The sequence below is a fragment of the uncultured Zoogloea sp. genome (assembly GCF_937894855.1).
Lineage (GTDB): Bacteria > Pseudomonadota > Gammaproteobacteria > Burkholderiales > Rhodocyclaceae > Zoogloea > Zoogloea oryzae.
Map to the genome: position 1 here is coordinate 1 of NZ_CALAYQ010000209.1, position 25,420 is coordinate 25,420.

A 25,420-nucleotide genomic window follows, 5' to 3' on the forward strand; every position below is an offset into this window, starting at 1 on the left:
ACTTCGCCCTGATCGGGCTTCTCGCCGGCGGAGTCGGGGATGACGATGCCGCTGGAGGTGGTGCGCTCAGCTTCAACACGCTTGACGATCACGCGATCATGCAAGGGACGGATTTTCATGTAGAGATCTCCTGCTTGGTTCAATCCGGGCCGGAGCCCGCCAGAAAAAAACTTGGCCAGCAATCGGGTACTGGCATCGGGGTGGCGGAAGGCTGTTAGCACTCACCGCCGACGAGTGCTAATAATAGGGTCGGGTGTGGCGCATTTCAAGTGTGGCGATTTGTATTTTTTTTTTCGTTCGCAGCTTATGTTGAGATTTTTGCAGCTTATGTTGAGATTCCGGCGGGCACGGCCGAAAAACCACTTCACCGGGAGCGGCTGCCAGCAGTAGAGCCGACCATGAAGAGTCAAGACGCTGTTTCCGTCACCCGGTAGCCGAGAGCTTGGGGGTGGCAGCCGATCTCGTGATGAGGGCGATAAGCTCGAGTAAATTTCTGGCGGATGCCCAGGGTGCTGAAGGCGATCCTGAAGGCCGAGCCGTTATCGGTGATCACGCACCCGATGGTGATGCCCAACCACAAACGCTTAGCAAGAAGGAGGTGCACGACGACACGAAGGCGGAGAGCCTGCGTTTGTGAGCCCCTTGACTCAGCAGTCACGATGGCTTCCAGATGGATGCCGCCCGGGGTTGTGCGCAGTGTAGCGCCTTGCTATCCTGCGCAACACCCCGCAATCCTGGACCCGCCATGATTCGCTGTCACCTGTCGACCCTCATGGGGCGCGACAAGCTCCGTATTTCTGATGTTTCTCGCCTTACAGGCTTGAATCGCAGCACCGTCAGCGCCTTATATAAGGAGACTGTGACGCGCCTGGATGTGGCGGCCATCGACGCCCTCTGCAATTTGTTCCGCTGCTCGGTCGGTGAACTCTTCGAGCATGTGCCTGACACCGACAGGAGCGCATTGTGACGCTCAGTGCATCCCGTTGGCACGTCATAGCCGAATCCAACTTTGCTTGGGAACGCGAGGCCCTCGAATGGCTGCGGGCTCACTTGCCCGACCGCGATCCTTGGCACGCCTGGACAAACTTCGAATTTATCGACGATGAGGGCAAGGTCAACGAGGTCGACGCCCTGGTGCTCTCGCCCGCAGGTCTGTTCCTGGTTGAAATCAAGAGTCGCCCTGGCGTGTTGCGCGGGGACGTACATAGCTGGACGTGGACCACAGACGGTCGGACCTTCACCTATGACAATCCGCTTATTCTCGCGAACCGCAAGTCCAAGCGCTTGGCCAGCTTGTTGCGGCACCAGCCGGCGATCAAAAAAGCGAAAATCCGTCTCCCCTTCGTTGAACCGGCCATTTTCCTCTCATCTTCAAGCTTGGCCTGTCAGTTGGAGGGCTTGGCCAAGAGCGCCACTTTTCAACATGGCCGCCCAGGTACGCTGAACGATCCAGGTATCGTTGGTGCCCTTAGCAATGGCATCACCTCCCGCACAACCACGCCGGTGGATATCGCCCAGACACGCGCGATCGGCAGGGCATTGATTGAGGCCGGCATACGCCCGTCTAACAAGCATCGGCAGGTCGGCGACTACAAACTGACCAAACTCGTCGCTGAAGGTGATGGCTTTCAGGACTGGGAGGCCAGCCACGTCAGCGTGGACAGCATCCAGCGCCGTGTGCGCATCTTTACCGTGGCCTCTGCGTCATCGCCAGAGGTCCGTGCTGCCCGACTTCGTCAGGCGCGCCGAGAGTTTGAGGTGCTCGAAGGCATTGATCACCCAGGCATCCTCCGTGTCAACGATTTGAAAGAGACCGAGCTTGGCCCGGCGCTGATCTTCGATCACGACCCCAAAGCCGTTCGGCTGGACCACCTGCTGCGCGAGAGGGGCAAGACGCTCACCGTTACCCAGCGCCTCCAGATGGTGCGCGACATTGCCGAAACGCTGAAGTATGCCCACGCCAAGCGCTTGTATCACCGCGCATTGGGGCCGCAAAGCATCATTGTGTACGGTCTGGATGCCAGCTCGATGCACCTGCGCCTGATGAACTGGCAGACAGCCTCGCGCAATGTGGGGGGCTCTGCTGCGCCCAATACCGTGCACCACACAACCGGGACGCGCCACGTCGAGGACTACGTTGAAGACCTCGGTCTGCTGTACCTGGCACCCGAAACTACCCGGGCTGACCCCGCACAAGGCGCCAGCCTCGACGTATTCTCGCTTGGCTGCATCGCCTACTACATCTTCACGGGGCAGCCCCCGGCTGAGTCCACGCTGGAACTGTCGGAGAAGTTGCGCGTGGGTCAGGGCTTGCGCCTGTCCGACACCATGGACGGCTGTGGCGCCCGGCAGCAGGAGTTGATCCAGTTCGCCACGGCTCCTGACCTGCTCGCGCGCTACGACACGGTCCAGGGCTTTCTCGATGACCTTGATCTGGTCGAAGACGAGCTGACCACGCCAGACCCCGAGGTCACCGTTGATCCCAGCATTGCGAGTACCGGCGACCGCCTGGAGGGGGGCTTCACGGTCGTCAAACGCATGGGACGCGGTTCCTCTAGCGATGCCTTGCTCGTTCATCGCGATGGCAATGAAGATGAAGCTATCCTCAAAGTGGCTTGCGACATCGCGCACAACGACCGCCTGTTCGCCGAAGGCGAGGTGCTGGCCCGCCTGCATCACCAAAACATTGTTGCCCACCGTGAAACGCTCATGGTTTCCGGGCGCACCGCACTGCTGCTCAAGAGCGCAGGCGCGAAGACCTTGGCCGAAAAGCTCAAGGAAGAAGGCCGCCTCTCACTGGACATGCTGCAACGCTTCGGTGAAGAGTTGATCGAGGCCGTCAACCACCTCGAATCCGAGGGCGTGGCCCACCGCGACATCAAGCCCGACAACATCGGCATCGCCGAGAGCCGCGGCAAAAAGCTGCAGTTGGTACTGTTCGACTTCTCCCTGTGCCGCACCCCGGCCGACAACATCACGGCCGGCACCCATCCCTACCTGGACCCCTTCCTGTCGCTGCGCAAACCCCCACGCTGGGATCTGTATGCCGAGCGTTTTGCCCTGGCTGTCACACTCTATGAGATGGCCGTTGGCCAGCCGCCAGTGTGGGGCGACGGGCAGACCTCGCCGGCCATGCTCGACGTCGAAGCCACCATTGAGCGCGATGTCTTTGACCCTGTCACGCGCGAAGGTTTTGCGCGCTTTTTCGAGAAAGCGCTGAAGCGCGATTACCGCGAGCGCTTTGACAACGCTGAAGACATGCTCCGCGACTGGCGGGCTATCTTCAACGGCCGTCGTACGCTGCACCCCAGCGATGCTGCGCCGGCCAGCGGCCTGGCCGCTATCGCCCCCACGGCCACTCCGCAGACCACTATGGCCGAACTTGGCTATAGCCTCGAAGCCCAGGACGTGCTGGAGCGCATGGGTGTGCACAACGCCCGCGAGCTCCTGGCGGTAGACCGCGTTCGCTTCCGCTATCTCAAGGGCGTGGGTGACAAGATCCGTAAGGAAATCCGGCTCACCGCCAAAGAACTGGCCCGCCTGCGGCCCGACCTGACCCAGGGCCGCAGCCTTGCACACGATGCCGACGAAGACATCGAGGGAGCCGTCAGCATCAATGAGCTTGCCGCCCAGTTGCTGCCGCGCCGGCCTGCTGGTGACGACCGGCCAGAAGAAGCGGCTCTGGCGCACTACCTGGGGCTGGACGATGCTGTGCCGGCCGGCGCATGGCCCAGCCTCGGTGATGCTGCGCAGGCGGGTGAGGTGGATCGTGCGACCCTCACCGCCACGCTAATTAAGGCCCGCGAGCGCTGGCTCAAGAACCCGGCCTTCACCGAGCTACGTCACCAGCTCGACACCCTCGTGAGCAGTCAGGGCAACGTTATGAGCGCGAGAGAAGGTGCGTTGGCCCTGTTGGCCCTGCGCGGCTGCGCCTCACAGGATGATGCAGAACGCCTGCGCCAGGCCACCGCAGTGCTGCGTGGCGCCGTCGAAGCCGAAGCCCATCTCGACCAGCCGCGCTTTGAAGCCTACGACCACCAACCCCACATGCTGATCGCCAGCGCTGGGCCGTGGGCAGACTACGCACGCCAACTGGGCGCAGCCGCGGATGCCTGCGCCTTGGCCGACCCCTTGCTGCCACCGGCCCGCGTGCTGGAGATGCTGGAGGGGGTACCCCTGCCAAGGCCCGATCAGCTGGGTGGCACCGCACCAGCCCCCATTCCGCCCACCCGTCTGCTGCGCCTTGCCGCCTCGGCATCACGCAAGGCTGCGGTGTCCAGCAGGCAAGAGATGTACATGCGCGGCATGGCGCCCATCCAGGCGCTGCGCCAGTCCCTGGGTGCATTGGTCGGGGCTTCGGAGCTGCGAGCCAAGGACATCCAGGATCGCGTACGCGGTCGCTACCCCGAAGCATCGGCGCTACCTGGCCGGCCCGGCCTGGATCGCCTGCTCGAAGAGGCCGGTGCGCCGCTCAGCTGGGACATCACAGCAGCCGATGGTCGCGGTGCCTACCGTCTGGCCACCCTGGGCCGTGGACAAACTGCAGGCACGACCACCCACTTTTCACGTCAAGCCACGCTCCTGACGCCCCACGTTGCGGGTGATAGCGATGCAGCGCAGGCTGCCGTGGTTGAAGAGCGCCTGGTGCGCTCGCTGGATCAAGGGGGGCTGCTGGTTCTGACGGTGCCTCCACGCATTGCCCGCCGCGCAGAAGCCGAGTTGATCCGCCGTTTTGGCCACCCCACAGCCCTGCCAAGCGCCGTGCAACGGCTCAATCTCGACGCGCTGCTACTGGCTACGCTACGCGAGCAAGCACAGGCCATGAGGATCGACTGGAAGGTCGTGCTCGAGGCCGACGCCGCCGATCGCGGCAGCCGCAACTGGATCAACCTGCAGCGCCTGGTGCAGCGGGCGGTGCCCGCCATACGAGCCGCGTTGCTGAACAGTCCGTCGCCCATCCTGCTGGTGTGCGCGGGGCTGCTGGCCCGCTATGGGCTCATGCACCTGGTTACCGAACTGGAAGAACACGCCGGCCGCCCCGGCCATACTCCCAGCGCCTGGATGTTGTTGCCCACCAGCCACCAAGGCTTGCCCGTCATCGACGGCGTGGCAGTACCTCTGGTTAACAACATCAACAATACTCGCGCCCTGGCGCTGCCCCAGGCCTGGGTGGAAAACAAACACCGGGCCAGCCAAGCTACTTTGTCCGACGCCTCCGGAAAGCACATCCAGTGATCAACGCCCCCCAATTGCTCGCCGATCTGACCAAACTGCTCAAACGCCTGGAAGACGACCTGCGGCAGCGCATCGAAGAAGTCCCCGAGCTCAATACGAGCCTGCAGGCCGAGTGGCAGGCCGCCCGCGATGCCAACCGCTGCGCTGAAACTTATCTGACCTGGGCCGACCAGGTCATCACCCAGGCTGGGGTGCACTGGCTGCTGAGCTGCGTGTTCCTGCGTTTCATCGAAGACAACCAGTTGGTAGCCCGCCCGTGGCTGGGCGGCACGCCAGAATCGGGCCGGCTGGCCCTGGTGCGCGATCGGCACGATGCCTACTTCCAGGCCCACCCACTGGAGAACGACCGGGACTACCTGCTCGCCGCCTTCCGCGAAGCCGGCACCTTGCCCGGCCTGCACACCTTCTTCGACGAAAGCCACAATCCGGCTTTTCGCTTGGGGCTGAGCGGTGACGCTGCCATGGCCCTGCGCCAGTTCTGGCAGCAGGTGAACCCGAACACCGGTGCGCTGGCCCACGACTTCACCGACCCCGCCTGGAACACCCGCTTTCTGGGCGATCTGTACCAAGATTTGTCCGAGGCCACCCGCAAGCGCTACGCGCTGCTGCAAACGCCCGAGTTTGTCGAAGAGTTCATTCTCGACCGCACCCTCACCCCGGCCATCCGCGAGTTCGGCTTTCGCGAAGTGCGCCTGATCGACCCCACCTGCGGCTCGGGGCACTTTCTGCTGGGCGGTTTCCAGCGCCTGCTAGCCGAATGGCAGCGCAACGAGCCTGGTCGCAACCCGGTGGACATCGCGCAAAAGGCGCTGGACGCCGTGGCCGGCGTGGACCTCAACCCCTTCGCGGTCGCCATTTCGCGCTTTCGCCTGTTCGTGGCCGCCCTACAGGCCTCGGGCGTGGAGCGCCTGACCAACGCCCACGACTTCAAGGTCTCGGTGGCCATCGGTGACAGCCTGTTGCACGGCACGCGCTTTGGCCTGAGCCAGAGCCAGGAGTTGTTTGACGCAGCGGAGGCCCACGCCGACACCGGCCTGGCCCACGCCTACGCCAGTGAAGACCTGAGCGGGGTGCAGCACATCCTGGGCCGCCAGTATCACGCGGTGGTGGGCAACCCGCCCTACATCGTGGTCAAGGATGCGGCACTCAATGCGGCCTACCGGAAGAAGTACGCCAGCTGCCATCGCCAGTATTCATTGGGCGCCCCCTTCACCGAGCGTTTTTTCGAGCTGGCCGTGACGGCGGCCGAGGGGCGCAGCGCCGGCTACGTGGGGCTGATCACCGCCAACAGCTTCATGAAGCGCGAGTTCGGCAGCAAACTGATCGAGCAGGTGCTTCCCCGGCTGGACCTGACCCATGTGGTGGACACCTCCGGCGCTTACATCCCCGGCCACGGCACGCCTACCGTCATCCTGTTCGGCCGCCACCGCCCGCCGATTGATGAGGGCGTGCGCACCGTGATGGGCATCAAGGGCGAACCCAGCACGCCGGACGATCCGGCGCACGGGCTGGTATGGAGCGCCATCGTCGGGCAGATCGACCAGGCCGGCAGCGAGAGCGATTTCGTCAGCGTGGCAGACACGCCACGAATCGTTTTCACCAAGCATCCTTGGAGTATTGGGGGCGGTGGTGCTGCTGATTTAAAGGAGTCTCTCGAAGAGCTCTTAACCAAGAAGCTCGGAGACATTGCAGAGTCAATGGGATTCTTCCAAGACACCCACGCTGACGATTTCTTTGTTCAACCCATAGCCTTTTTTGAGCGGATGGGTTGTGGTGAGTACACAAGACCTTGTGTACGCGGCGACGGAACTCGCGATTGGTCCTTGGCAATAGAGGAGTCAATCCTGTTTCCCTATGACGATGAAATCATTCAGTGGAGTGCCATTCCTGCGGACTCATCGTTGCGGTGGATGTGGCCCTGCCGCACCACCTTGTGGGCGAGGTCAGTGTTTGGCGGCAAAACATATCGCGAGGCAGGCCGGCCATGGTGGGACTATCACCAGTTCCCAAAGGACCGCGCCCGAGCTGAACACCTGCTTGCCTTCAGTGAGATTGCAACGCATAACCACTTCGTGTTTGACCAACAGGGTAAGGTCTTCAACCGTACCGCGCCGGTCATCAAGCTGCCCGCTGGCAGCAGCGAAGACGAGCACCTGGGGCTGCTCGGGCTGCTGAATTCGTCGGTGGCGTGTTTTTGGTTGAAGCAGGTGTGTCACAACAAGGGCAGCACCGTTGATCAACATGGAGCGAGACAACGTACATCGCCGTTCGAAGACTTTTATGCGCTGAACTCAACCAAGGTAGCGGAGTTCCCCCTGAGCACAGGCCGACCGCTCGCCATTGCCAAGCATCTAGATGCGCAATCCAGTCAGCTCACCGCACTGCTGCCGGTCGCAGTTCTCGCAACTGATCCGCTCCCCACTCGCACCAGCCTCGACACCGCCCGCGACCAAGCGGCTCAATTGCGCCGACTCATGATTGGCAGCCAGGAAGAGCTGGACTGGCGCTGCTACCAGCTCTATGGCCTGCTGCCGGTTGGCGTAAGCACCGAAGAAGTGGAGTTTCAAGCCCCGGTGGAAGTCGCGCTGGGCGAGCGCGCCTTCGAAATCGTGCTGGCCCGCCGCGTGGTAGCCGGCAAGGAGCAGACCACCTGGTTCGAACGCCACGGCTCCACGCCCATCACAGAAATCCCCACCCACTGGCCCGAGGCTTACCGCCGCGTGGTGGCACGCCGCATCGAGCTGATCGAAGTCGACAAGTCCATCGGTCTGATCGAACGCCCGGAGTTCAAACGCCGCTGGAACTCGCCTCTTTGGGAAGACTTGGAACGCGCCGCCCTGCGCGACTGGCTGCTGGCCCGCCTGGAAGCCCCAGCCCTGTGGCCTGCCAGTGCCGACCAGCCACCCCAGCTCACCAGCACCAGCCGACTGGCCGAGGCGCTGTCGCACGATGCCGAGTTCATGCAGATCGCCGCGCTCTACGCCGGGCACAGCGATTTCGACCTGCCGCAGCTAGTGGCCGAGCTGGTGGCCCTTGAGGCCGTGCCCGCCCTGCCCGTGCAGCGCTACACCGACACCGGCCTACGCAAGCGCGCCCAGTGGCAGGACACCTGGGCCCTGCAGCGCCGCGAAGACGCCGGGGAGGATGTCGGCAAGATTCCCGTGCCACCCAAGTACCAGAGCAAGGATTTCCTGAAGTCCGACCTGTGGCGCCTGCGCGGCGGCCTGGACGTGCCCAAGGAACGCTGGGTCAGCTACCCTGGCTGCGAACGCGGCTCGGACGGCAGCCTGGTGATCGCCTGGGCCGGCTGGAACCACCTGCAACACGCCACTTCCCTGGCCGGCTACTACATGGACATGAAAGACAGTGAAGGCTGGGAGCCCGCCCGCCTGCAACCCCTGCTGGCCAGCCTGCTGGAGCTGGTTCCCTGGCTGGAACAGTGGCATAACGAACTCGACCCGGTGTTCGGCGAGCGCATGGGTGACTACTACCGCAGCTTCGTCACTGACGAAGCGCGGGCTTTGGGCTTTACGCTGGATGATCTGCGGGCGTGGAAGCCGGCAGCGACGGCAGCAAAACGGGGAAGGAAGAAGAAGGTATGAGTGCAGCACCTACAGTGACTCCTGCACCTGTCGCGTACGAGCCTGCGGCGCGTCGTCATTGGTTAGACGCTGAAACCCTGTTCAACCAGGGGCGTTTGGCCAACGCCGGACAACTTTACGGCTTTGTCGCCGAATGTGGCTTGAAGGCGCTGCTACTGGCCTGCGGTGTTAGGCCAAGTTCTACCGATGGAGGAATTCCGGGAGAACACCCGACCAAGCCAGGCAAACCGCACCCCTTGCGTCAGCACATGCCAAACCTGACCAGCCGCATTGCAACCCACGGGCAACTGATTCCGGATGGTCCTCAGGCCACGCGATACCTGGCAACCATGCCCGGTCTGAACCGCTTCCACGATTGGTCAGTTGACCATCGATACTGGCACGATGGCGCATTACCCCTGGCCTCGGTTCCCTATTGGCGAAGTGCAGCCCAAGAGGTATCCACGATGCTCGACCAAGCGAAACAAGACGGAGTGCTGTGATGGCAAGCATTCATTTCAATGATGCCCTGCGGCTGGCCGCTTTGTCGCTGCAAGACGATGCCTTGCCGGTCAAGCCAAAGGCTCGTGTGATCCGAGATGTCTACGGACGGCTCCGGTTCGCACTGGACTGCCCGCTGGCCGACTATCCCGCGGCGGCTCTGGAGAAGTTGCAGAAGGCGCAAGCAGCGCTGGGGCCCTATGCGACCAATTCAGAAGTATTGTCCCACGACAGTTTTTCCGATCCGCAGGCAGTGTTTGGCAGCTCGGACTGGCACCGTACCTTGGTTAACTTGGGGGTCAATGAAGATGGCAAGCCACTCGGCGCCGTCGAGATCCAGTTGCTGGACCGCCAGATTACTGGCCAGGACTGGCTGCGCACCAGCCGCTTCGACGAAGACGGCCATCCGCCGCGTGTGGTGTTCTACGGCTTGAAAGGCGGTGTCGGCCGATCGACGGCCCTGGCGATGCTGGCCTATCGGCTAGCACGTGATGGCCAGCGTGTCTTGCTGATCGACTTCGACCTGGAGTCGCCCGGCCTGTCGGGCCTGTTGCTACCCCAGGATCGGGTCGCCACCTACGGACTGGTGGACTGGTTCGTCGAAGATGCGGTGGGGCAAGGCGATGAGGTGCTGAGAGACATGGTGTCGCTCAGCCCGCTGGCCGACCAGACGCCGGGCTCCATTCATATCGCCGCCGCGATGGGCCAGGGCGAAACCGCTTACCTGAGCAAGTTGGCCCGGGTGTACGCAGATACACCGTCGCCCAAAGGACCGCAGACTTTCGCGGACCGGATGCTGCGGATCACCCGCTTGCTGGAAGCCCAGGAGCGGCCCGACATTGTTCTCATCGACAGCCGGGCCGGGCTGCACGATGTGGCCGCCGTTGCCATCGGCAGCCTGGCCTCGGTCGCCCTGTTGTTTGCCACCGATGCGCAGCAGAACTGGCAAGGCTACCGGCAGTTGTTCAATCACTGGCACCAGCGGCCAGAGGTCTTGCGTCAGGTGCGCGAGCGCATCGTGATGGTGCAGGCGCTGTTTCCCGAGAGCGATCAGGCCGAGCGGGCCAGTCGATTCGTGCAGAACGCCTGGGATGTGTTTCGCGACCTGATCTATGACGAGCTGGAGCCTGATGCCGACACGCTGGAGGATGCCTTTTCGTTCGATCTGCACAACGAGGATGGGCCGCACTTCCCGATGCGAGTGCGCTGGAATGCGCGCTTCCAGGAGTTCGACCCCATGCTTGGGCGCAGTGCCGGCGGGGTGGACGACACGGACATCGACTTGGCGTTCGGGCCATTTATTCAGGAAGTGATCGATGCGTTACCAGGACTTACCAATGAGTGAAGCTGCTGAATTGCGCTTGGCGCTAACAGAGTCACTACCGACGGTGGATCAAGCTGGTAACGCTGACATGCGTGACCCAGCTTTTACCTTTGTACCGCCAAGCCATGCAAAGGCTCTTGACGTCGATAGCAGTGTCGTCGAAGGTATTCGAGGTTCCGGCAAAAGCTTCTGGTGGGAGCACCTTGCGTCAGACGCACACCGGAGCTACATCGAGTCGGCCTATCCTGATGTTCGTCTGGGCAGTTCTTTCGATGCCGTGCAGGCGTTCGGCGCGCAAAGTATTTCTACGCAGGCTCCCAGTCAGGACGTGTTGACAGCCCTGCTCAAGACTTATTCTGCGCGCGCCATCTGGCGGGCGGTGCTGGCCCACTGCGCTGGTTTCGGTTCCCCATTTCCCGCGTCCGCCAAATGGGTGGAGCGCGTGAAATGGGTCGTGGAACAGCCCGAAGAGTTTGACGAACTGCTGCGGGTAAAGGATGCACAACTGGATACCAACGGTCGGACACTGGTAGTGCTCTTCGATGCACTGGACCGACTGGCCGACGAATGGACCACGATTCGTCCCTTGGCTCGTGCGCTGCTGCAGTTGGCTCTGGATGTTCGTTCTACCCGTCGCATTCGATTCAAGGTATTTCTACGCCCTGACATGCTTCAGGACAAGGAAATTATCGGGTTCCCAGACGCCTCAAAGCTCCTGGCCCGAAAAGCAGAATTGCGCTGGCAGCGCGCTGACCTGTATGCGCTGATGTTTCAGTGCGTGGGCAATGCGCCCCATGGGGGCGTCGCGTTTCGCCAGCTTACAACGGAGGCAACGGACCAGGCCTTTACATTGGTAAACAACGCTTGGATCTTGCCTCGCGCGCTTCGCTCAGACGAAAAGCTGCAGGAACGCCTCTTCGAACGCTTAGCCGGCAGTGCGATGGCCTCTGGACCGAGCGGCTACAAACGGGGCAAGCCTTACACCTGGCTCGTCAATCACTTGTTGGATGGGTTGGGGCAGGTCAGCCCTCGCAGCTATAGCGAAGCTATTCGCCACGCGGCGCAGCACACGCCTTCAGACGCTCAGACAGCACTACATTTCCGCGCCATCCAGGTCGGTGTGCAGGCCGCATCGAAGATTCGCGTGAACGAGGTAACTACTGAAGACTATCCATGGATCGAGTTTGTGATGCAACCGTTGCGCGGCAAGCTAACCGTGCCATGCGCAGCAGATGATTTCGAGCAGCTGTGGGTCAAGAATCACACCATTGAGCAATTGAAGGAGCAGTTGGCCCAATCAAGCCTAGGGGTCAAGCTTCCTCCACAAAGTTTGAACCGGGGGAGCACCGGCTTGCTGGATGACCTTCAAGCTCTGGGACTGATTGAGCGCTTGCGTGATCAGCGCATTCAAGTGCCAGATGTGTATCGACTTGGTTTTGGTTTTGGGCGACGTGGCGGTGTGAAGCCGCTGAAGTAAAGGGCCAACCATGATCAAGAGCTTCTACATCGACAATTTCAAGTCGCTGGTCGACTTCCGCCTGCCGCCGGAGCCTCATCGACTAGGTTCGTTCATTTGCCTGGTGGGTCTGAACGGGGCGGGTAAGTCCACGTTCCTGCAGGCCTTCGACTTTGTCGGGCATCTCGCCAACGGGCAGATGGAAAAGTGGCACAAGCAACGTGAGTGGAAAGCCGCCGATCTGACCCGCCGACTCCTGACAAGAGACGGATTCAATCGACATGCCCAATTTCAACGCCTTCAAACAGGCGCTCCATAGCGCAGCATGGCGTCTGCTGCCGTGACGAACACCCAAACAGCCCCAAGACTGTGAGTCCTCAAGGATTGAGGAATAAAACAAACATGACTCTATTGAAAGACCTCATCGCCATCCCAGAACGGGTGCACCAAGGCGACTTCGTGTTGCAGCTGTCCAAAGGCGTCACCGAGCCCGAGCAGACTCTGCGTGACTACGTTGTCACGCCGCAGCTGGTGGAAGCCTTTGCCAATGCGCTTGGCTTCATCCAGCAGGCGGTGGAGACCGGCGGCAGCAAGGCAGCCTATCTTCACGGCAGCTTCGGATCCGGTAAGAGCCACTTCATGGCGGTGCTGAACTTGCTGCTTGCAGGCAACACCCAGGCCAGGGCAACGCCCGAGCTGGCTGATGTGGTGGCCCGTCACAGCTGGACCGATGGCCGCAAGTTCCTGTTGGTGCCGTATCACATGATCGGGGCGCGTGACATGGAGTCGGCCATCCTAGGGCAGTACGCCGAGTTCGTCCGCAAGAAGCATCCAGACGCCCCGGTGCCCGGCTTTTACCTGGCCGAGGGGATGTTCAAGGATGCGCGTGACCTGCGCGAACGGATGGGCGATGAAGCATTTTTTGCCAAGCTCAATGAAGGAGCCAGTGGTGGTGGCGATGGCGGCTGGGGGGCGTTCGAAAGTGGCTGGGATGCCGTGGCTTTCGAGGCGGCGATGCTGGAAGCGCCCAATGGTGAAGAGCGCTCGCGCCTGGTGGGCGATCTGATCACCCAGTTTTTCTCGGCCTACCGGTCTTTAGCGGGCAGCGGCGAATCGTTTGTATCGCTCGACGATGGCCTCAGTATCATGAGCCGGCACGCCAAGGCGCTGGGCTACGATGCGGTGATCCTGTTCCTCGACGAACTGGTGTTGTGGCTGGCCAGCCATGCGGCCGACGTCAATTTTGTCAGCCGTGAAGGCACAAAGCTGGTGAAGCTGGTGGAGGCCACCAACGCCGACCGGCCCATTCCGCTGATCAGTTTCGTGGCCCGGCAGCGCGATCTTCGCGACTTGGTGGGTGAGAACCTCGCGGGTTCGGTGCAGGTGCAGTTCAGCGATGTGCTGAAGCACTGGGAGGCACGCTTCCACCGCATTACCCTGGAAGACCGCAACCTGCCTGCCATTGCAGAGAAGCGCGTGCTGCGCCCGGTAGATGAAGCCGCGCGGCAGACACTGCAGAGCACCTTTGATGATCTGCTGAAGATGCGTAAGGACGTGCTGGACACGCTGCTGACCACCACTGCCGACCGAGATATGTTCCGTAAGGTGTACCCGTTCTCGCCAGCGTTGGTGCAGACCCTAATTGCCGTGTCGGCTGCGCTGCAGCGGGAGCGTACGGCGCTCAAGCTGATGCTGCAATTGCTGGTGGACCGCCGCGCAGATCTGGAACTGGGCCAGCTGATTCCCGTGGGTGACCTGTACGACGCCATCGCCGAGGGTGATGAGCCCTTCAGCGAAGGCATGCGCCTGCACTTCGAGAACGCCAAGCGTCTTTACAACCAGCGCTTGCTGCCCATGCTGGAGCGGCAGCACAACGTGACATGGGAGGCGATCAAGCTGGACCAGGCAGAGGCGACTGCTGCCAAGAGCCTGCGCAACGACGCCCGCCTGTTGAAGACACTGCTGCTGGGCGCGTTGGTTCCTGAGGTGGAATCTCTCAAGGCCTTGAGCGCTCAACGCTTGGCGGCCTTGAACCACGGTACTTTCCGTTCGCCGATCCCGGGCCGCGAAGCACAAGACGTGTTGCGCAAGTGCCGTGACTGGGCCAGTGAGATTGGCGAGATCAAGATCACCGAGGACCAGAACCCGATCATCTCCATTCAGGTGACGGGTGTCGATATCGAACCCATCCTCCGCGCGGCAGAGGCCAACGACAACCCGGGCAACCGCCGCAAGCGGATCCGCGAGGCCTTGTTCAAGGAACTGGAGATCGACGACACCGGAGATCTGTTCAACACCTACGAGTTCACCTGGCGCGGCACTCGACGCGAGATCGAGCTGCTGTATGAGAACGTGCGTGAAATGACCGATGACCGTCTTCGAGGTCGTTCAGGCACGTGGACGGTTGTGCTGGACTTTCCGTTCGATGACGCCAACTTTGGTCCGGCCGATGATCTGGCACGTTTGGCGGCTTACCGCGGTGGAGATACCAGAACGCTGGTATGGATACCTTCGTTCCTGAGCAACAAGGCCCTGGCCGACCTGGGTCGGCTGGTGGTGCTGGATTACGTACTGCAAGGGGAGCGCTTTGAGACCTATGCGGGCCACCTGTCGTTTGTGGACCGTGTGCAGGCCAAGGCGCTGGCCCGCAATCAGCTGGACCAACTGCGCATCAAGCTGCGTTCTCAGCTGGAAGTGGCTTACGGCATCAGCACCGAACCTCGGGATGCGGTCAGCAATCCACTGACGGCGGATCAGCAGTTCCGCTCGCTGGACCCAACACTGTCTCCGCGGCCGCCCGTGGGGGCCGACTTTAAATCGGCTTTCGAAAACCTGCTGGGCCAGTTGTTTGCCCACCAGTATCCGGCTCACCCCGAGTTCGACACCGAGATCAAGCCAGCTATCATTCGCAAGATCTGGCCCGAAGTGCAGAAGGCTATCGAGGCGCCAGGGCAGCGCGGGTTGGTGCAGGACGCCAGTGTTCGCAAGCTGGTGCGTTCCGTGGTCAACCCTTGCCAACTAGGGCAGATGGCGGAAACACATTTGTTGATCGAGCCGCACTGGCAATCGCGCTTCTCGCAAAGCCACGCGCGAGACGGTGGAGGGCCGATCACCGTGGCCAAGTTGCGGCAGTGGATCGACATGCCTGCTCCCATGGGGTTGCCGCTGGAGCTGCAGAATCTCATCATCCTGGCTTTCGCTGCCTCCACCAGCCGTCGTTTCACGATGCGAGGCGGGCCTTTTGAGCCGTCTGTGGACAGCATGCCGGATGAACTGGAGCTGCGGGAGCAGTTGCTGCCAAATGCCAATGACTGGCAGCTGGCCTTGCAGCGTGCATCCAGCCTTTTCGGCTTAACCCTGGGCCAGACCCTCAACGCGGCCAATGTGGGCAAGTTGGTGGACGAGGTTAAGCAGAAGATCGCGGAGAAGCGCGATGCGGCAACTCGCCTTGTAGTGCAGATACGTGATCGGGTTGCCCGATACGCGGCTGGTGCAACAGGGGCTCGGCAGCAAACCGCTGAGTCTGCGCAGTCATTGTTGGCCGCGGTTGCATCCGCGGCAGATTCAGAGGTGGTCGCAGTACTGGCAACGGCCAATCTGCAAACATCGGAGGCTGCTGTCGGGCGAGCTTTGGGGCAGGCGAAGGTCTGCGCCGATGCGCTGGAGGTGGGCAGCTACTGGCAACTGTTCGACGTGGTGCTGAAGTTGAGCGATCACCGGTCGGATGCCGCCAAGGTGATCGGGCGGCGCTTGGCCGAGGTGCTGACCAGCGATGAACACGTCTTGGCTTTGAAGGGCAGACTCGATGAGTTGCATCGCGACGCCATGGGCTTGCTCGCAGCGCCTGCTCCGGTAACGGCCCCGTCCCCCGAGCCTTCTCCGTCGCCCGCGCCAGGCGTAACTGCACCTACGCCTGTGACGATTCCGCCTGTCCCGGCCGGCCTGGCGCCCGAAGTGGTGGCTGAGAAGCAGCAATTGCATCTGACTGGCGCTGAGGCCGTGGCGGCACTGGATGAACTGAAGGCTCGCGTGATCAACGAACGGGATCTGGAGCTGACGCTCAGTTGGCGTCTGCAGCGCAAGGGCACCCAGTTATGAGTTTGTCGACGCCGCAAATCAAGGCGCAACTGGAGCGAGTGCTGGACAGTGATCCGACGGCACAGGCCGTTGCGATTCGCGCTGCTGCAAAACAGATCTGGCCGGAGACGGTCACCCCACATGGGAAGCGTTTTCTGTTGCGTTGGTGCGAATCGTCATTGGCCATTCGCGAAGCGCTCTGTGAACTGGAGCAACTCGCACCTCCAGTATCGGGCATGGTGGTGATTACGCCCCTGTCTACGCATGAGGTTGCGGAGGACATCGCTGCCCGGCTGGCCCGTGCGCGGGTATTCCAGCCTGAAGGATGGGACATCGTTCGCCTGATGTTCCAGGCCAAGGAGACCGATGCTCGCTTGAGCCGGTTTGCCTGGATGCCACAGGCCTTGATCGACGGCGCGGCCCAGGGCGACTATCAGCCCGTGGCCAATGGATTCTTGGACCTGGAAACCGCATGGCGCGAAGTGTTGGTCCGCTTTGTGGGGATCGAGGTGGCCAGGCCAGACGCGGTGACGTTGCTGGGCTGGTCGATGACGCCCGATGCAGATCCTCGACTCGGGCCTTTGCCTGCGTCGATGCGGTCGGACATTCTGGCCTGGCTGGCTGACGCTGCCGGCGTAGCGGGGGGCATGGTCTTGGGCTGCGTCGAAGCCGGTCGCACGGGTGATGCGTTGCCGCTGGGGCTGGTTAGTGGCGTCATCTTTGCGGCAGCGGGTGAAGGGAAGGCCGCGTTGGGTCAGGCGGCGATCCGCCTGGAGCGCTTCGTCAACGAAAAGCATGTAGGGGTGACAGAGGGGCGTGCCTGGGCCGCGGCCGCAGAGCAAGTAGTGCGAAGTCTGGGTGTGGAGGCTTGTCGGGCCTTACTGGACCGTGCCGATGCTCTGCTGCGTGAGCTCCGTATCTCGCAGTTTTCGCACCTGAGCGATGTGCTTCCCTCTTCGCTAGACCAGCGACTGGCCGACTTTGCCTTGGCACTTGGTGCCCACGCGGCAGAGCCCAGTGAAGCCAAGCTTCAGCAGGTGGAACTGCAGGCTGACCGCGCGCTGAAGCACACCCTGATGAACGAGCAGCGGCCACGCATGGAGCGTGTTGAGATGGCACGACGCCTGGCCCGATGGCTGCTCAGCCCAATGGGCTCCGGAGTCTCGCTGCCAGATTCAGTGGAATGGCAAGCTGACCAAGGCGCCTACGTGGATTGGGCCCGATTCAGGCTGCTGGGTGGCGACGAACTGACCGAGCTGTCAGACGCGTATGCCGCGTGTCGCCAAGCGGTCATTGCCCGACGAAATGCCTTTGCCAAGCCTTTTGCGCAGGCGCTGCTGCAATGGAATGCACAGACGCCTGCTGACAGCGGACGGGTTGTCCCGCTTGAACACGCGCTGGACCGGGTCGTCGCTCCGATTGCCGCTGTACAACCCACGTTGCTACTGGTGATGGATGGCTTGAGCAACAGCATCTTCCGAGAGTTGTTTGCGCGGGCTGCCGGCCACGGTTGGGTAGAGCTGGTGCCAGCGTCTCAGGGCAAGCCCTTCGTCGGCGTCGCAACAGTGCCTACAATCACTGAGGTGAGTCGGACTAGCCTGCTATGTGGACGACTGACCACGGGAGCACAGGCGCAAGAGAAACCCGGTTTTGCGGCACATCCCGCATTGATGGCTACGAGCCGAGCAGAGTTTCCACCCAAGGTCTTCCACAAAGGTGACTTGGCCGATGCCGGCAATCTGGCACAGGAGATCCGCACGGCGATCGCGAACCAAAAGCAGCAGGTTGTGGGCGTGGTGTACAACGCTGTGGATGACCACCTCAGCGGACCAGATCAGCTCAATCAGCGCTGGGCGCTGGAGGATCTGCGTCTGCTGCTGCCTTTGTTGCGGGAAGCCCGCGAGGCCCGACGCGTGGTGATCGTTACGGCTGACCACGGTCATCTGCTGGAGGACGGAACCACGCAGATTTCAGGTGGCGAGAGTGACCGTTGGCGACTGGGAGGCACTCCGGCATCGACCCAGGAGCTGGCGATCAGCGGTGGCCGGGTGGTTACCAGCGATGGCTCCAACGCGGTGGTTTGCCTGTGGAGTGAAAGCAGCCGTTATGCGGGCCGAAAGAACGGTTATCACGGAGGCCTGTCACCCCAAGAAGTCACCGTGCCGCTGAGCGTATTTGCCCCGCTGGGTACCAGCCTTGTTAGCTGGAGTGCTGCACCACCGAACCAGCCAGAGTGGTGGGAGCTACCCCTTCTTATGCAATCCAAGAAGCCAGTAGCTCCTGCAGTGTCACACGCCAAGCCTGCCCGTACGAAGCAGGTGCAGTTCGAAGCGCAGGCGGGGCTCTTCGCCCCCGTCGATTTGCCTGTACCTGACATGGATGCGGTAGCGCTGGACTGGATTTCCAGTCTCTTAGCCAGCCCAATCTATGCGTCTCAGCGCCAGTTGGCAGCGCGCGTAGCTTTGCCAGACGACAAGATGAGACTGCTGCTGGAGGCGTTGACCGAGCGTGGCGGAAAGTTGTCCAGGACGGCTCTGGCGAATCGACTGTCACTGCCAGAGATCCGCATGGGTGGCCTGCTGAGTGCCGTGCGCCGTGTTTTGAATGTAGACCAGGCTGCGGTGGTCACCGTCGATGAGACGGCGGGGTCGGTTGAACTCAACATCACTTTGCTGCAACAGCAGTTCAATCTGCCCAAGCAAGGAGGCCCACGGTGATCAGCCCGGCCCGCAGAGAAGACATCATCAGTGCGCTCCGCCGAGGCACTGTTCCAAGCAACGGTCTGGATGCATTGGCGGTTGGTATTGAGACTTTCGCGCGCACTCTCGGCGAAGAGCTGGAGTCGGTGGCTTCAGGCCGCGGAGGCTTCAAGGCGGTACGCGGCGAGTACGGTACTGGCAAGACCTTTTTCGGACGATGGCTGCAGGAGCGCGCGCGCTCCAGGGGCTTTGCTGCAACGGAAGTCCAGATCAACGAGACCGAGACGCCGCTGCATCGATTGGAGACTGTCTACAGGCGGCTTGTTGAGCACCTGGGCACGGCCGACATGGCCAGCGGCGCATTCAGAAGCGTGATCGATGGCTGGTTCTACGCTCTGGAGCAGGATGTGCTGGCCGACCCTTCGGTGGACCCTGACGATGCTCAAGCGTTGCTGCAGCGGACGGATGCACTCATGGAAGCTCGTCTGAGCGCCATCAGCAAGACGGCCCCGGCTTTCTCGGCAGTGCTGCGCACTTATAGACAGGCCCTGGCTAACAACGACGGCATGCTGGCCGAGGGCTTGATCAGCTGGTTGGCTGGTCAGCCAAACGTGGCGGCCAGTGTGAAGCGTGCTGCAGGTATCAAGGGCGATCTGGACCACTTTGGGGCAAGCAATTTCTTGGTGGGCTTGCTCACGATCTTGCGAGACAGCGGATTTCCGGGCCTTGTGATGGTGCTCGACGAGGTGGAGACGCTGCAGCGTATGCGGACCGACACGCGTGAGAGGGGGCTCAATGCTCTGCGGCAGTGGATCGATGAGATCGATGCAGGCCGCTATCCCGGTCTGTACCTGATAATCACTGGCACGCCGGCATTCTTTGACGGCCCGCAGGGCATACAACGGCTGGCACCGCTGGCCCAACGGCTCCATGTGGACTTTGGGACTGACCGGAGGTTTGACAATCCCCGCGCAGTCCAGCTCCGCCTGGCTCCGTTTGATCACAGTGCCCTGCTTTCGGTGGGGCGGCGTGTGCGGGACATTTACGCAGAAGGGCGAGAGCACGAGCAGCGCCTGCGGGCTGTTGTCGATGATGGCTACCTGGAAACCTTGGCTCGGGCCGTGGCCGGCGGACTCGGAGGCAAGGTGGGAGTGGCGCCTCGCTTGTTCTTGAAAAAGCTGGTCGCAGATGTTCTGGATCGTGTGGACCTGCATGCGGACTTCGATCCCCGTCAGCATTACTCTTTGACCCTTGCCGAGACCGAGATGTCTGCCGCTGAGCGGGCTGCAGCAAGCGCGAATTCGGTGGACGACATCGAGCTGTGAGCGAGTTCGAGCAGTTGCACCCCTCGCTCCAGTACCACATGGTCAACACCTTGGGCTGGAGCACGCTGCGCCCCACGCAACTGGCTGCAATCCCGCCGATTCATGCCGGGGCGCACTGTTTGCTGTTGGCGCCCACAGCAGGGGGAAAGACGGAGGCGGCGACCATTCCCATCCTGTCCAGGATGCTGAAGGAGTCCTGGCCTGGCACGAGCGTTCTTTACATCTGCCCGATCAAGGCCCTGCTGAACAACCTCGAACATCGGCTTACCCACTATGCCGGACTCGTTGGACGCACGGTGGAAGTCTGGCATGGCGACGTGTCGCAGTCCCGCAAGAAGAAAGCACTGAAGGAAGCGCCGGACATCCTGCTGACAACCCCGGAATCGATCGAAGCGATGCTGATCTCCGTGCGGGTGAACCGCCCTGCCTGGTTTGGTAACTTGCGGGCGGTGGTTGTGGACGAATTGCACGCCTTCGCTGCTGATGACCGCGGTTGGCACATGAGGTCGGTGCTGCAACGGCTTGAGCACTATTTGCCGCAACCGCTCCAGCGCATCGGTCTTTCGGCGACGGTCAGCAACCCGCAGGAACTTCTGGAGTGGTTCGCCCCGGTCGGAGAACGGCAGGTGGTGGGCAGTGCCTCCGTGAGCACAGACGCCGATGTCACCATCGATCACGTTGGCAACCTCGAGAACGCCGCGACGGTTATCTCACGCCTTCACCGTGGTGAAAAACGCTTGGTGTTCTGCGACTCACGCAGCAGCGCTGAGCAGTTGAGCAGCATGCTGCGCGGTAAGGAGGTGCGAACCTTCGTGAGCCATGCGTCCCTGAGCGTTTCCGAACGCCGGCAGGCTGAAGCTGCGTTTGGAGAGGAAAAGGATTGCGTGATTGTCGCGACATCGACGCTGGAGCTTGGCATTGATGTCGGCGATCTGGATCGCGTGATTCAAATCGATTCGCCGTCTACCGTCTCGTCGTTCTTGCAGCGCATGGGTCGCACCGGCAGGCGGTCGGGCAGTCTCCGGAATTGCCTGTTCTTGACGACGAATCAAGACGCTTTCATGTTGGCCTTGGGTGTCACTCATTTGTGGTCACAGGGCTGGGTGGAGGCTGCACGGCCGCCTGATGAGCCGTGGCCGATCGTAGGACAACAGATTCTTGTGGCTACGCTGGAGCGAGGCGAATGGCCTGTGAGTGAGCTTCTCTCGCTGATGGCTCGTTGCTTCCCGGAGCGGCCGGCAGACGGCATCAAATCGATGGTTGACCACATGATTCAGAAGAGCTATCTGGATAGCAAGGGAGGACTGGTTCGCATCGGCCCTGAGACCGAACGAGAGTTCGGCCGTAGCCACTATCGCGATCTGCTGGCGGCCTTCAGCGGCGCTCAACTCCTGACGGGCCGGTGCGGCGGTGCTGAGGTGGGTTACATCGACCCCATGGTGTTGACCGGCGAAGAGCCTCAACGGCTGCTGCTCTTGGCTGGCCGCAGTTGGCTAGTGAAGGAGATCGAGTGGTCCAAGCGGATCGTCTGGCTGGAGGCGGCGAAAGAGGGTGGTAAAGCTAGATGGATGGGTGGAGCACGCAGTCTGAGCCGAGAAGTCTGCCAAGGTATCCGCGCTGCTCTGGTTGCGGGGGCATCCCCTGCTGTCCACCTTTCACAGCGCGGAAAAATTGAGCTTGCGGCGTTGATGGAGGAGATAGCGGTGTCCCCCGATGCGCACTTCATGTCCGGACTCGGCGGCTCTCCCGCACGCACATGGACCTTTGCTGGTACGAAGCAAAACCGAACCTACGCACGGATGGCAGAGTATGAAGGAGCGCATGTCAAGTTTGATGCGATCAGCATTCAGGCGCCGGCTGCCACTCTAAGTGCAGCCCGCCTCAAAGGGATGACGGTACAACTGAAGCCTAAAGAGCAAACTGTCTTCTCTTCAGAGATTAAATTCGCCCCTTGCGTACCGTCAGAATTGCTTTGCCGGACGATTCTTGCAAGAAACTTCGCCTGAGGAGCGCGGGGCGGAAGCCCGTGTTCAGTTGCACCAGATAAAGTTTTCCAGGGCAACGCTTCATTCCGCTAAGCTGGGGTTCTGTTGGATAGATCAAAGCGACAGCAGTCTAGACTTTGCTCCGCACGTGCGTGGCGTACGGCTTGTATCTCAAGCCCGTGATCTGCAGCCAGAACTTGAGCGATAGGGTGAACAGCAACGAGCTGCGGCATGTCACGGTGCCGTGGCAAGCCGCCAAGCAATCATTGCAACCTTTCAGGCCCTGAATCGCCCCCAGAATTACTGAGTTGTTTCCGGAGTGCGTTTGAATACTTGGTCTGTGTATTGAGACTCATCAAGCCGCTCATCCCCCAAGCTGAAGTGTAGCGACCGCCCGTCAGTCAGGTTGAAAAGCATGCTCATCGGATTGCTGGGGGACGAAAGGACGCTTTCCAAAGCGTTCAGCTGAAAGGTATCCGAACCATTAACGTAACTCGGCGAAAGTAGGAGAACACGTTTCAAGACGCCGGCCTCGGAAGTTTCAGCGTGTGCGCGCAGCACTTTGAGATTCGAGGTCATTATGTGGGTTACAAATTCATCATCCTCCGTTGGGGATGCAATTTCCAGCACGAAGAAAGGCGCATCAACCGCGAGCTCAACCCAGTCCCAAAGAATAACATTGGGATCAAGCTGTAGGGGGACGATGGCCGAACGATGAGTTTGGAGCATGAGAGATGAGTCTTTGAATACATAAATGTAGACTATACTCCGTGGATTGAAGGTCTCGCAACCGGCACAGTTTGCCGGTGAACAAATCCTTTGACGACCTTCGCGTTGAGCTTGCGAACCAGATTAAACAATCCCGGCGGCGGCTCGGTCTATCCCAGGAAGCGTTGGCTTTGCAAGCAGAAGTGGACCGGACTTACGTCTCCCAGTTAGAGAGAGGGATTGCCAACCCATCGCTTCTGATTCTTCATCGCATTGCGGTGGTCTTGGGGACAGACTTGTCTGTACGTCTGCTTGAGCCGCGTGATGAGTAGTCCGGTCGAGATTTCACCGCTGCCAGGAACCTTACCCCTGCGTGAGGGCCACTTAGCCAGCGGCATCTAAACATGGATCTGAAGGATGCCCAGCCGGTAAGTATGTTTTGGCAGCGTGGGCCGCACTGAAGGTGTGTGAACCTATGGCGTACGCTTCCATGTTGATTAATCTCTTCAGTACACCGATAGGGGTTATCCTTGGATAACAACAACTAAAGGAGATGCGGGAACAAGCAAGGACGAGATCATCCTCTGCTATTCCTACTTGGCCAGTTGGCTGAGATTGCCCGCGAAGCCCGATGGCTACATCCCCAGCCCTTATCCATCACGAATGGCGGCTCCTGCTGCGCGATTTTCTACGGACACATCTGGCCTTCCAGTCCGCCTCCGGCAGCGACCTGGAAGTCGGATTGGCAGCGGCAGCCAGTGCCGCACGCTGGCTCCTACGAGAGCACCCTGAGCTCCTTGAGGGTGAGAAGCTAACGTTACTCATCCCCGGAGCCGGCATCGTCGAGTGCACCGATGAAGGCCGTTGGTTTGGATTCCTGCCTTGGCTTCTGGGCCGCCCAAACCTTCAGACGCAGGTTTTCTTGGTGGGCAATCCGCTGGTAGTGAATCCTTTGTCGCAGCGTGGAGCCTTTTGCCGGGGCGTCTCCTCCCTAGAGGGACATCGTCCGCCCCATATGTTCTCGGGCACGCTCAAACAATGGCAGGAAGCGAATCCGAACGTAACAGTGGATGCCTGCGTACTTTTCTCCCCGAACTTCTCGGCACACTACAAGACCTGGTTCGCCCCAGGGGAGCTGGGGGACCTTTTGACAAGTGCACCTTTTGGACTTTTCGCCCACTCCCAGATGGAAGCACTCCAAGATCAACAGGTCCTTACGCTCTTGGGCTTCAAGTTTTCTGCCCAAGAGCAGCCGGCCAATCCTTGGTGGCTCAGTTTCTCGTACGACGAGGAGGAGGATGACCGACCGGATGAAAGGGACTGTTTCGCCCAGTACTCCTGGACACTCAGAGACGTTATGGCGCCAGCAGCCGTTGCGCTAGGCAACCCGGCACTCCCTGAACTCCTTGACCTACAGCGAGACCTTAAGAACGACTTGAAGACGCGCGGCCCTGAAGGCGTGATGTACGACCTAAGCCGTGCTCTCCCCATAGGCCCGAGTAGTGAGCCTCCCTATGACTGGCTCTATATCTTGCCGAACAATTTTGGTGTCCTGCGAGCGGGGGGGCTCATCGTTACGCTAACCGACGAGGGCCTGATCGTTCCGTTCGAGCCGACACTTCATGTCCCCTCGACATTCCTGGACTCGCGACCCGCTGAGGGTGACCCGATGGGCTGCATGTTTTGGGCCTTGCGTCTCTATCGCAACGAGGTTGCACCAATCTTCGAGACTGCCGCATACGAAAAAGACTGGCCCGCAACAGGAACCGAGCTAATCGAGCGGCTAAAATGCACGTTAAGACGGGAGTCCTGGGCTGACTACCTTAGGGAGGCAATGCGGCACAGCGGCATGCCTCGCAGTCCTACTCACCCAAAATGGTACAGCCTGCTGGGATCTCTTGGGTGGTCGCTCTATTCGTGCAAGGAAAGCCCCTCACCACGCCAGCCCATGTTCTACGTGGGGGGCACAAGGCTTATCTTCGGCGACCTTCCTGTCATCTGCCCTCCGTACGTCTACTTACCCGATGAGAGGGATGACTACGTAGCCCTTGATGCGCTTGACGAGCTGGAGTACGACCATCCAGACGGCGTCCTAGTCCTGTACAGCAGCATTCCCTTCATCGAGAAAGACGGACACACGTACTGCTTTGGCGGCATGCTTTTCTGGCGCGACGCATGGCATCCGTTCGCGATAACGAAGGAAATGACCTCGCTGGACAAGATTATCGAGCAGGTGGAGGCGGGCTTCACGTTTGAGACCCCAACGCCGTTGTACGCAGCCGACCCCCTCAGCCTGGCCATCCCCTTCAATCGCATGTGTTATGACCGAGACCCAGACAAGGATTGCCTGATGGTAGAACTGAAATCAGGTAACTGGACCATCGTGATTCCGGGCTAGCTGAGTTCTCAAGCGTTTGGCTGTTTCCAGCCGAGTGGCCTAAATCAGAAATTTGTCACTGCAGATCTGGGGAGCTGATCCTGGAGTTCGAGCGTGCCACACGACCTGAGTCTGACTTGCATCTGCTCTCG

At 60.9% G+C, this 25,420-nt stretch carries 14 protein-coding genes and 2 pseudogenes; 13 read left to right on the plus strand and 3 right to left on the minus strand.

What is annotated here, in order from left to right:
• Positions 1-119 (minus strand): annotated as a pseudogene (locus Q0672_RS22870) (co-chaperone GroES); the annotation flags it as partial.
• 350 nt (positions 120-469) lie between these two features.
• A pseudogene (locus Q0672_RS22875) lies at positions 470-574 on the minus strand (IS481 family transposase); the annotation flags it as partial.
• Between the two features lie 171 nt (positions 575-745).
• Between Q0672_RS22875 and Q0672_RS22880 the strand changes: the two are divergent.
• The 11 genes from Q0672_RS22880 (at position 746) to Q0672_RS22930 (ending at position 22,204) form a co-directional block, all read left to right on the plus strand.
• Positions 746-967 (plus strand): helix-turn-helix transcriptional regulator, encoded by a 222-nt coding sequence (locus Q0672_RS22880; RefSeq protein ID WP_298626447.1) that lies wholly within the window; start codon positions 746-748, stop codon positions 965-967.
• Positions 964-5,235: a BREX system serine/threonine kinase PglW gene (pglW, locus tag Q0672_RS22885; RefSeq protein ID WP_298626451.1), complete on the plus strand. Its 4,272-nt coding sequence runs from the start codon at positions 964-966 to the stop codon at positions 5,233-5,235. Before Q0672_RS22880 ends, pglW begins: the two co-directional genes overlap by 4 nt.
• Positions 5,232-8,837 (plus strand): BREX-2 system adenine-specific DNA-methyltransferase PglX, encoded by a 3,606-nt coding sequence (gene pglX, locus Q0672_RS22890; protein ID WP_298626454.1) that lies wholly within the window; start codon positions 5,232-5,234, stop codon positions 8,835-8,837. Before pglW ends, pglX begins: the two co-directional genes overlap by 4 nt.
• A complete protein-coding gene (locus tag Q0672_RS22895; protein WP_298626457.1) occupies positions 8,786-9,319 on the plus strand; it encodes a hypothetical protein in 534 nt (177 codons plus the stop codon). The genes pglX and Q0672_RS22895 overlap by 52 nt, the downstream gene beginning before the upstream one ends.
• On the plus strand, positions 9,319-10,662 hold the full coding sequence (locus tag Q0672_RS22900) for an AAA family ATPase (protein WP_298626459.1): 1,344 nt from the start codon (positions 9,319-9,321) through the stop codon (positions 10,660-10,662). Before Q0672_RS22895 ends, Q0672_RS22900 begins: the two co-directional genes overlap by 1 nt.
• The gene (locus Q0672_RS22905) at positions 10,634-12,118 is read left to right on the plus strand and encodes a hypothetical protein (protein WP_298626461.1); all 1,485 of its coding nucleotides are present in this window, start codon (positions 10,634-10,636) and stop codon (positions 12,116-12,118) included. The genes Q0672_RS22900 and Q0672_RS22905 overlap by 29 nt, the downstream gene beginning before the upstream one ends.
• A gap of 10 nt (positions 12,119-12,128) precedes the next feature.
• The gene (locus tag Q0672_RS22910; RefSeq protein WP_298626464.1) at positions 12,129-12,416 is read left to right on the plus strand and encodes an AAA family ATPase; all 288 of its coding nucleotides are present in this window, start codon (positions 12,129-12,131) and stop codon (positions 12,414-12,416) included.
• An 83-nt stretch (positions 12,417-12,499) separates the two neighbouring features.
• Positions 12,500-16,195: a phage resistance protein gene (locus Q0672_RS22915; RefSeq protein WP_298626467.1), complete on the plus strand. Its 3,696-nt coding sequence runs from the start codon at positions 12,500-12,502 to the stop codon at positions 16,193-16,195.
• Positions 16,192-18,891: a BREX-2 system phosphatase PglZ gene (gene pglZ, locus Q0672_RS22920; RefSeq protein ID WP_298626470.1), complete on the plus strand. Its 2,700-nt coding sequence runs from the start codon at positions 16,192-16,194 to the stop codon at positions 18,889-18,891. The genes Q0672_RS22915 and pglZ overlap by 4 nt, the downstream gene beginning before the upstream one ends.
• Positions 18,888-20,198: a BREX system ATP-binding protein BrxD gene (gene brxD / locus Q0672_RS22925; protein ID WP_298626473.1), complete on the plus strand. Its 1,311-nt coding sequence runs from the start codon at positions 18,888-18,890 to the stop codon at positions 20,196-20,198. Before pglZ ends, brxD begins: the two co-directional genes overlap by 4 nt.
• Positions 20,195-22,204, plus strand: a complete 2,010-nt coding sequence (locus tag Q0672_RS22930; protein ID WP_298626475.1) for a DEAD/DEAH box helicase — start codon at positions 20,195-20,197, stop codon at positions 22,202-22,204. The genes brxD and Q0672_RS22930 overlap by 4 nt, the downstream gene beginning before the upstream one ends.
• A 279-nt stretch (positions 22,205-22,483) precedes the next feature.
• Here Q0672_RS22930 and Q0672_RS22935 read toward each other — a convergent pair whose 3' ends face one another.
• Positions 22,484-22,912, minus strand: coding sequence for a hypothetical protein (locus Q0672_RS22935; protein WP_298626477.1), 429 nt, complete (start codon positions 22,910-22,912; stop codon positions 22,484-22,486).
• 77 nt (positions 22,913-22,989) lie between these two features.
• Between Q0672_RS22935 and Q0672_RS22940 the strand changes: the two genes are divergently transcribed.
• Together Q0672_RS22940 and Q0672_RS22945 are read left to right on the plus strand one after the other, a co-directional pair.
• Positions 22,990-23,223: a helix-turn-helix transcriptional regulator gene (locus Q0672_RS22940; RefSeq protein WP_298626480.1), complete on the plus strand. Its 234-nt coding sequence runs from the start codon at positions 22,990-22,992 to the stop codon at positions 23,221-23,223.
• A gap of 299 nt (positions 23,224-23,522) precedes the next feature.
• Positions 23,523-25,289 carry a hypothetical protein gene (locus tag Q0672_RS22945; protein ID WP_298626483.1) on the plus strand — a complete coding sequence of 589 codons (1,767 nt, stop codon included), beginning with the start codon at positions 23,523-23,525 and terminating at the stop codon, positions 25,287-25,289.
• Positions 25,290-25,420 lie beyond the last annotated feature (131 nt).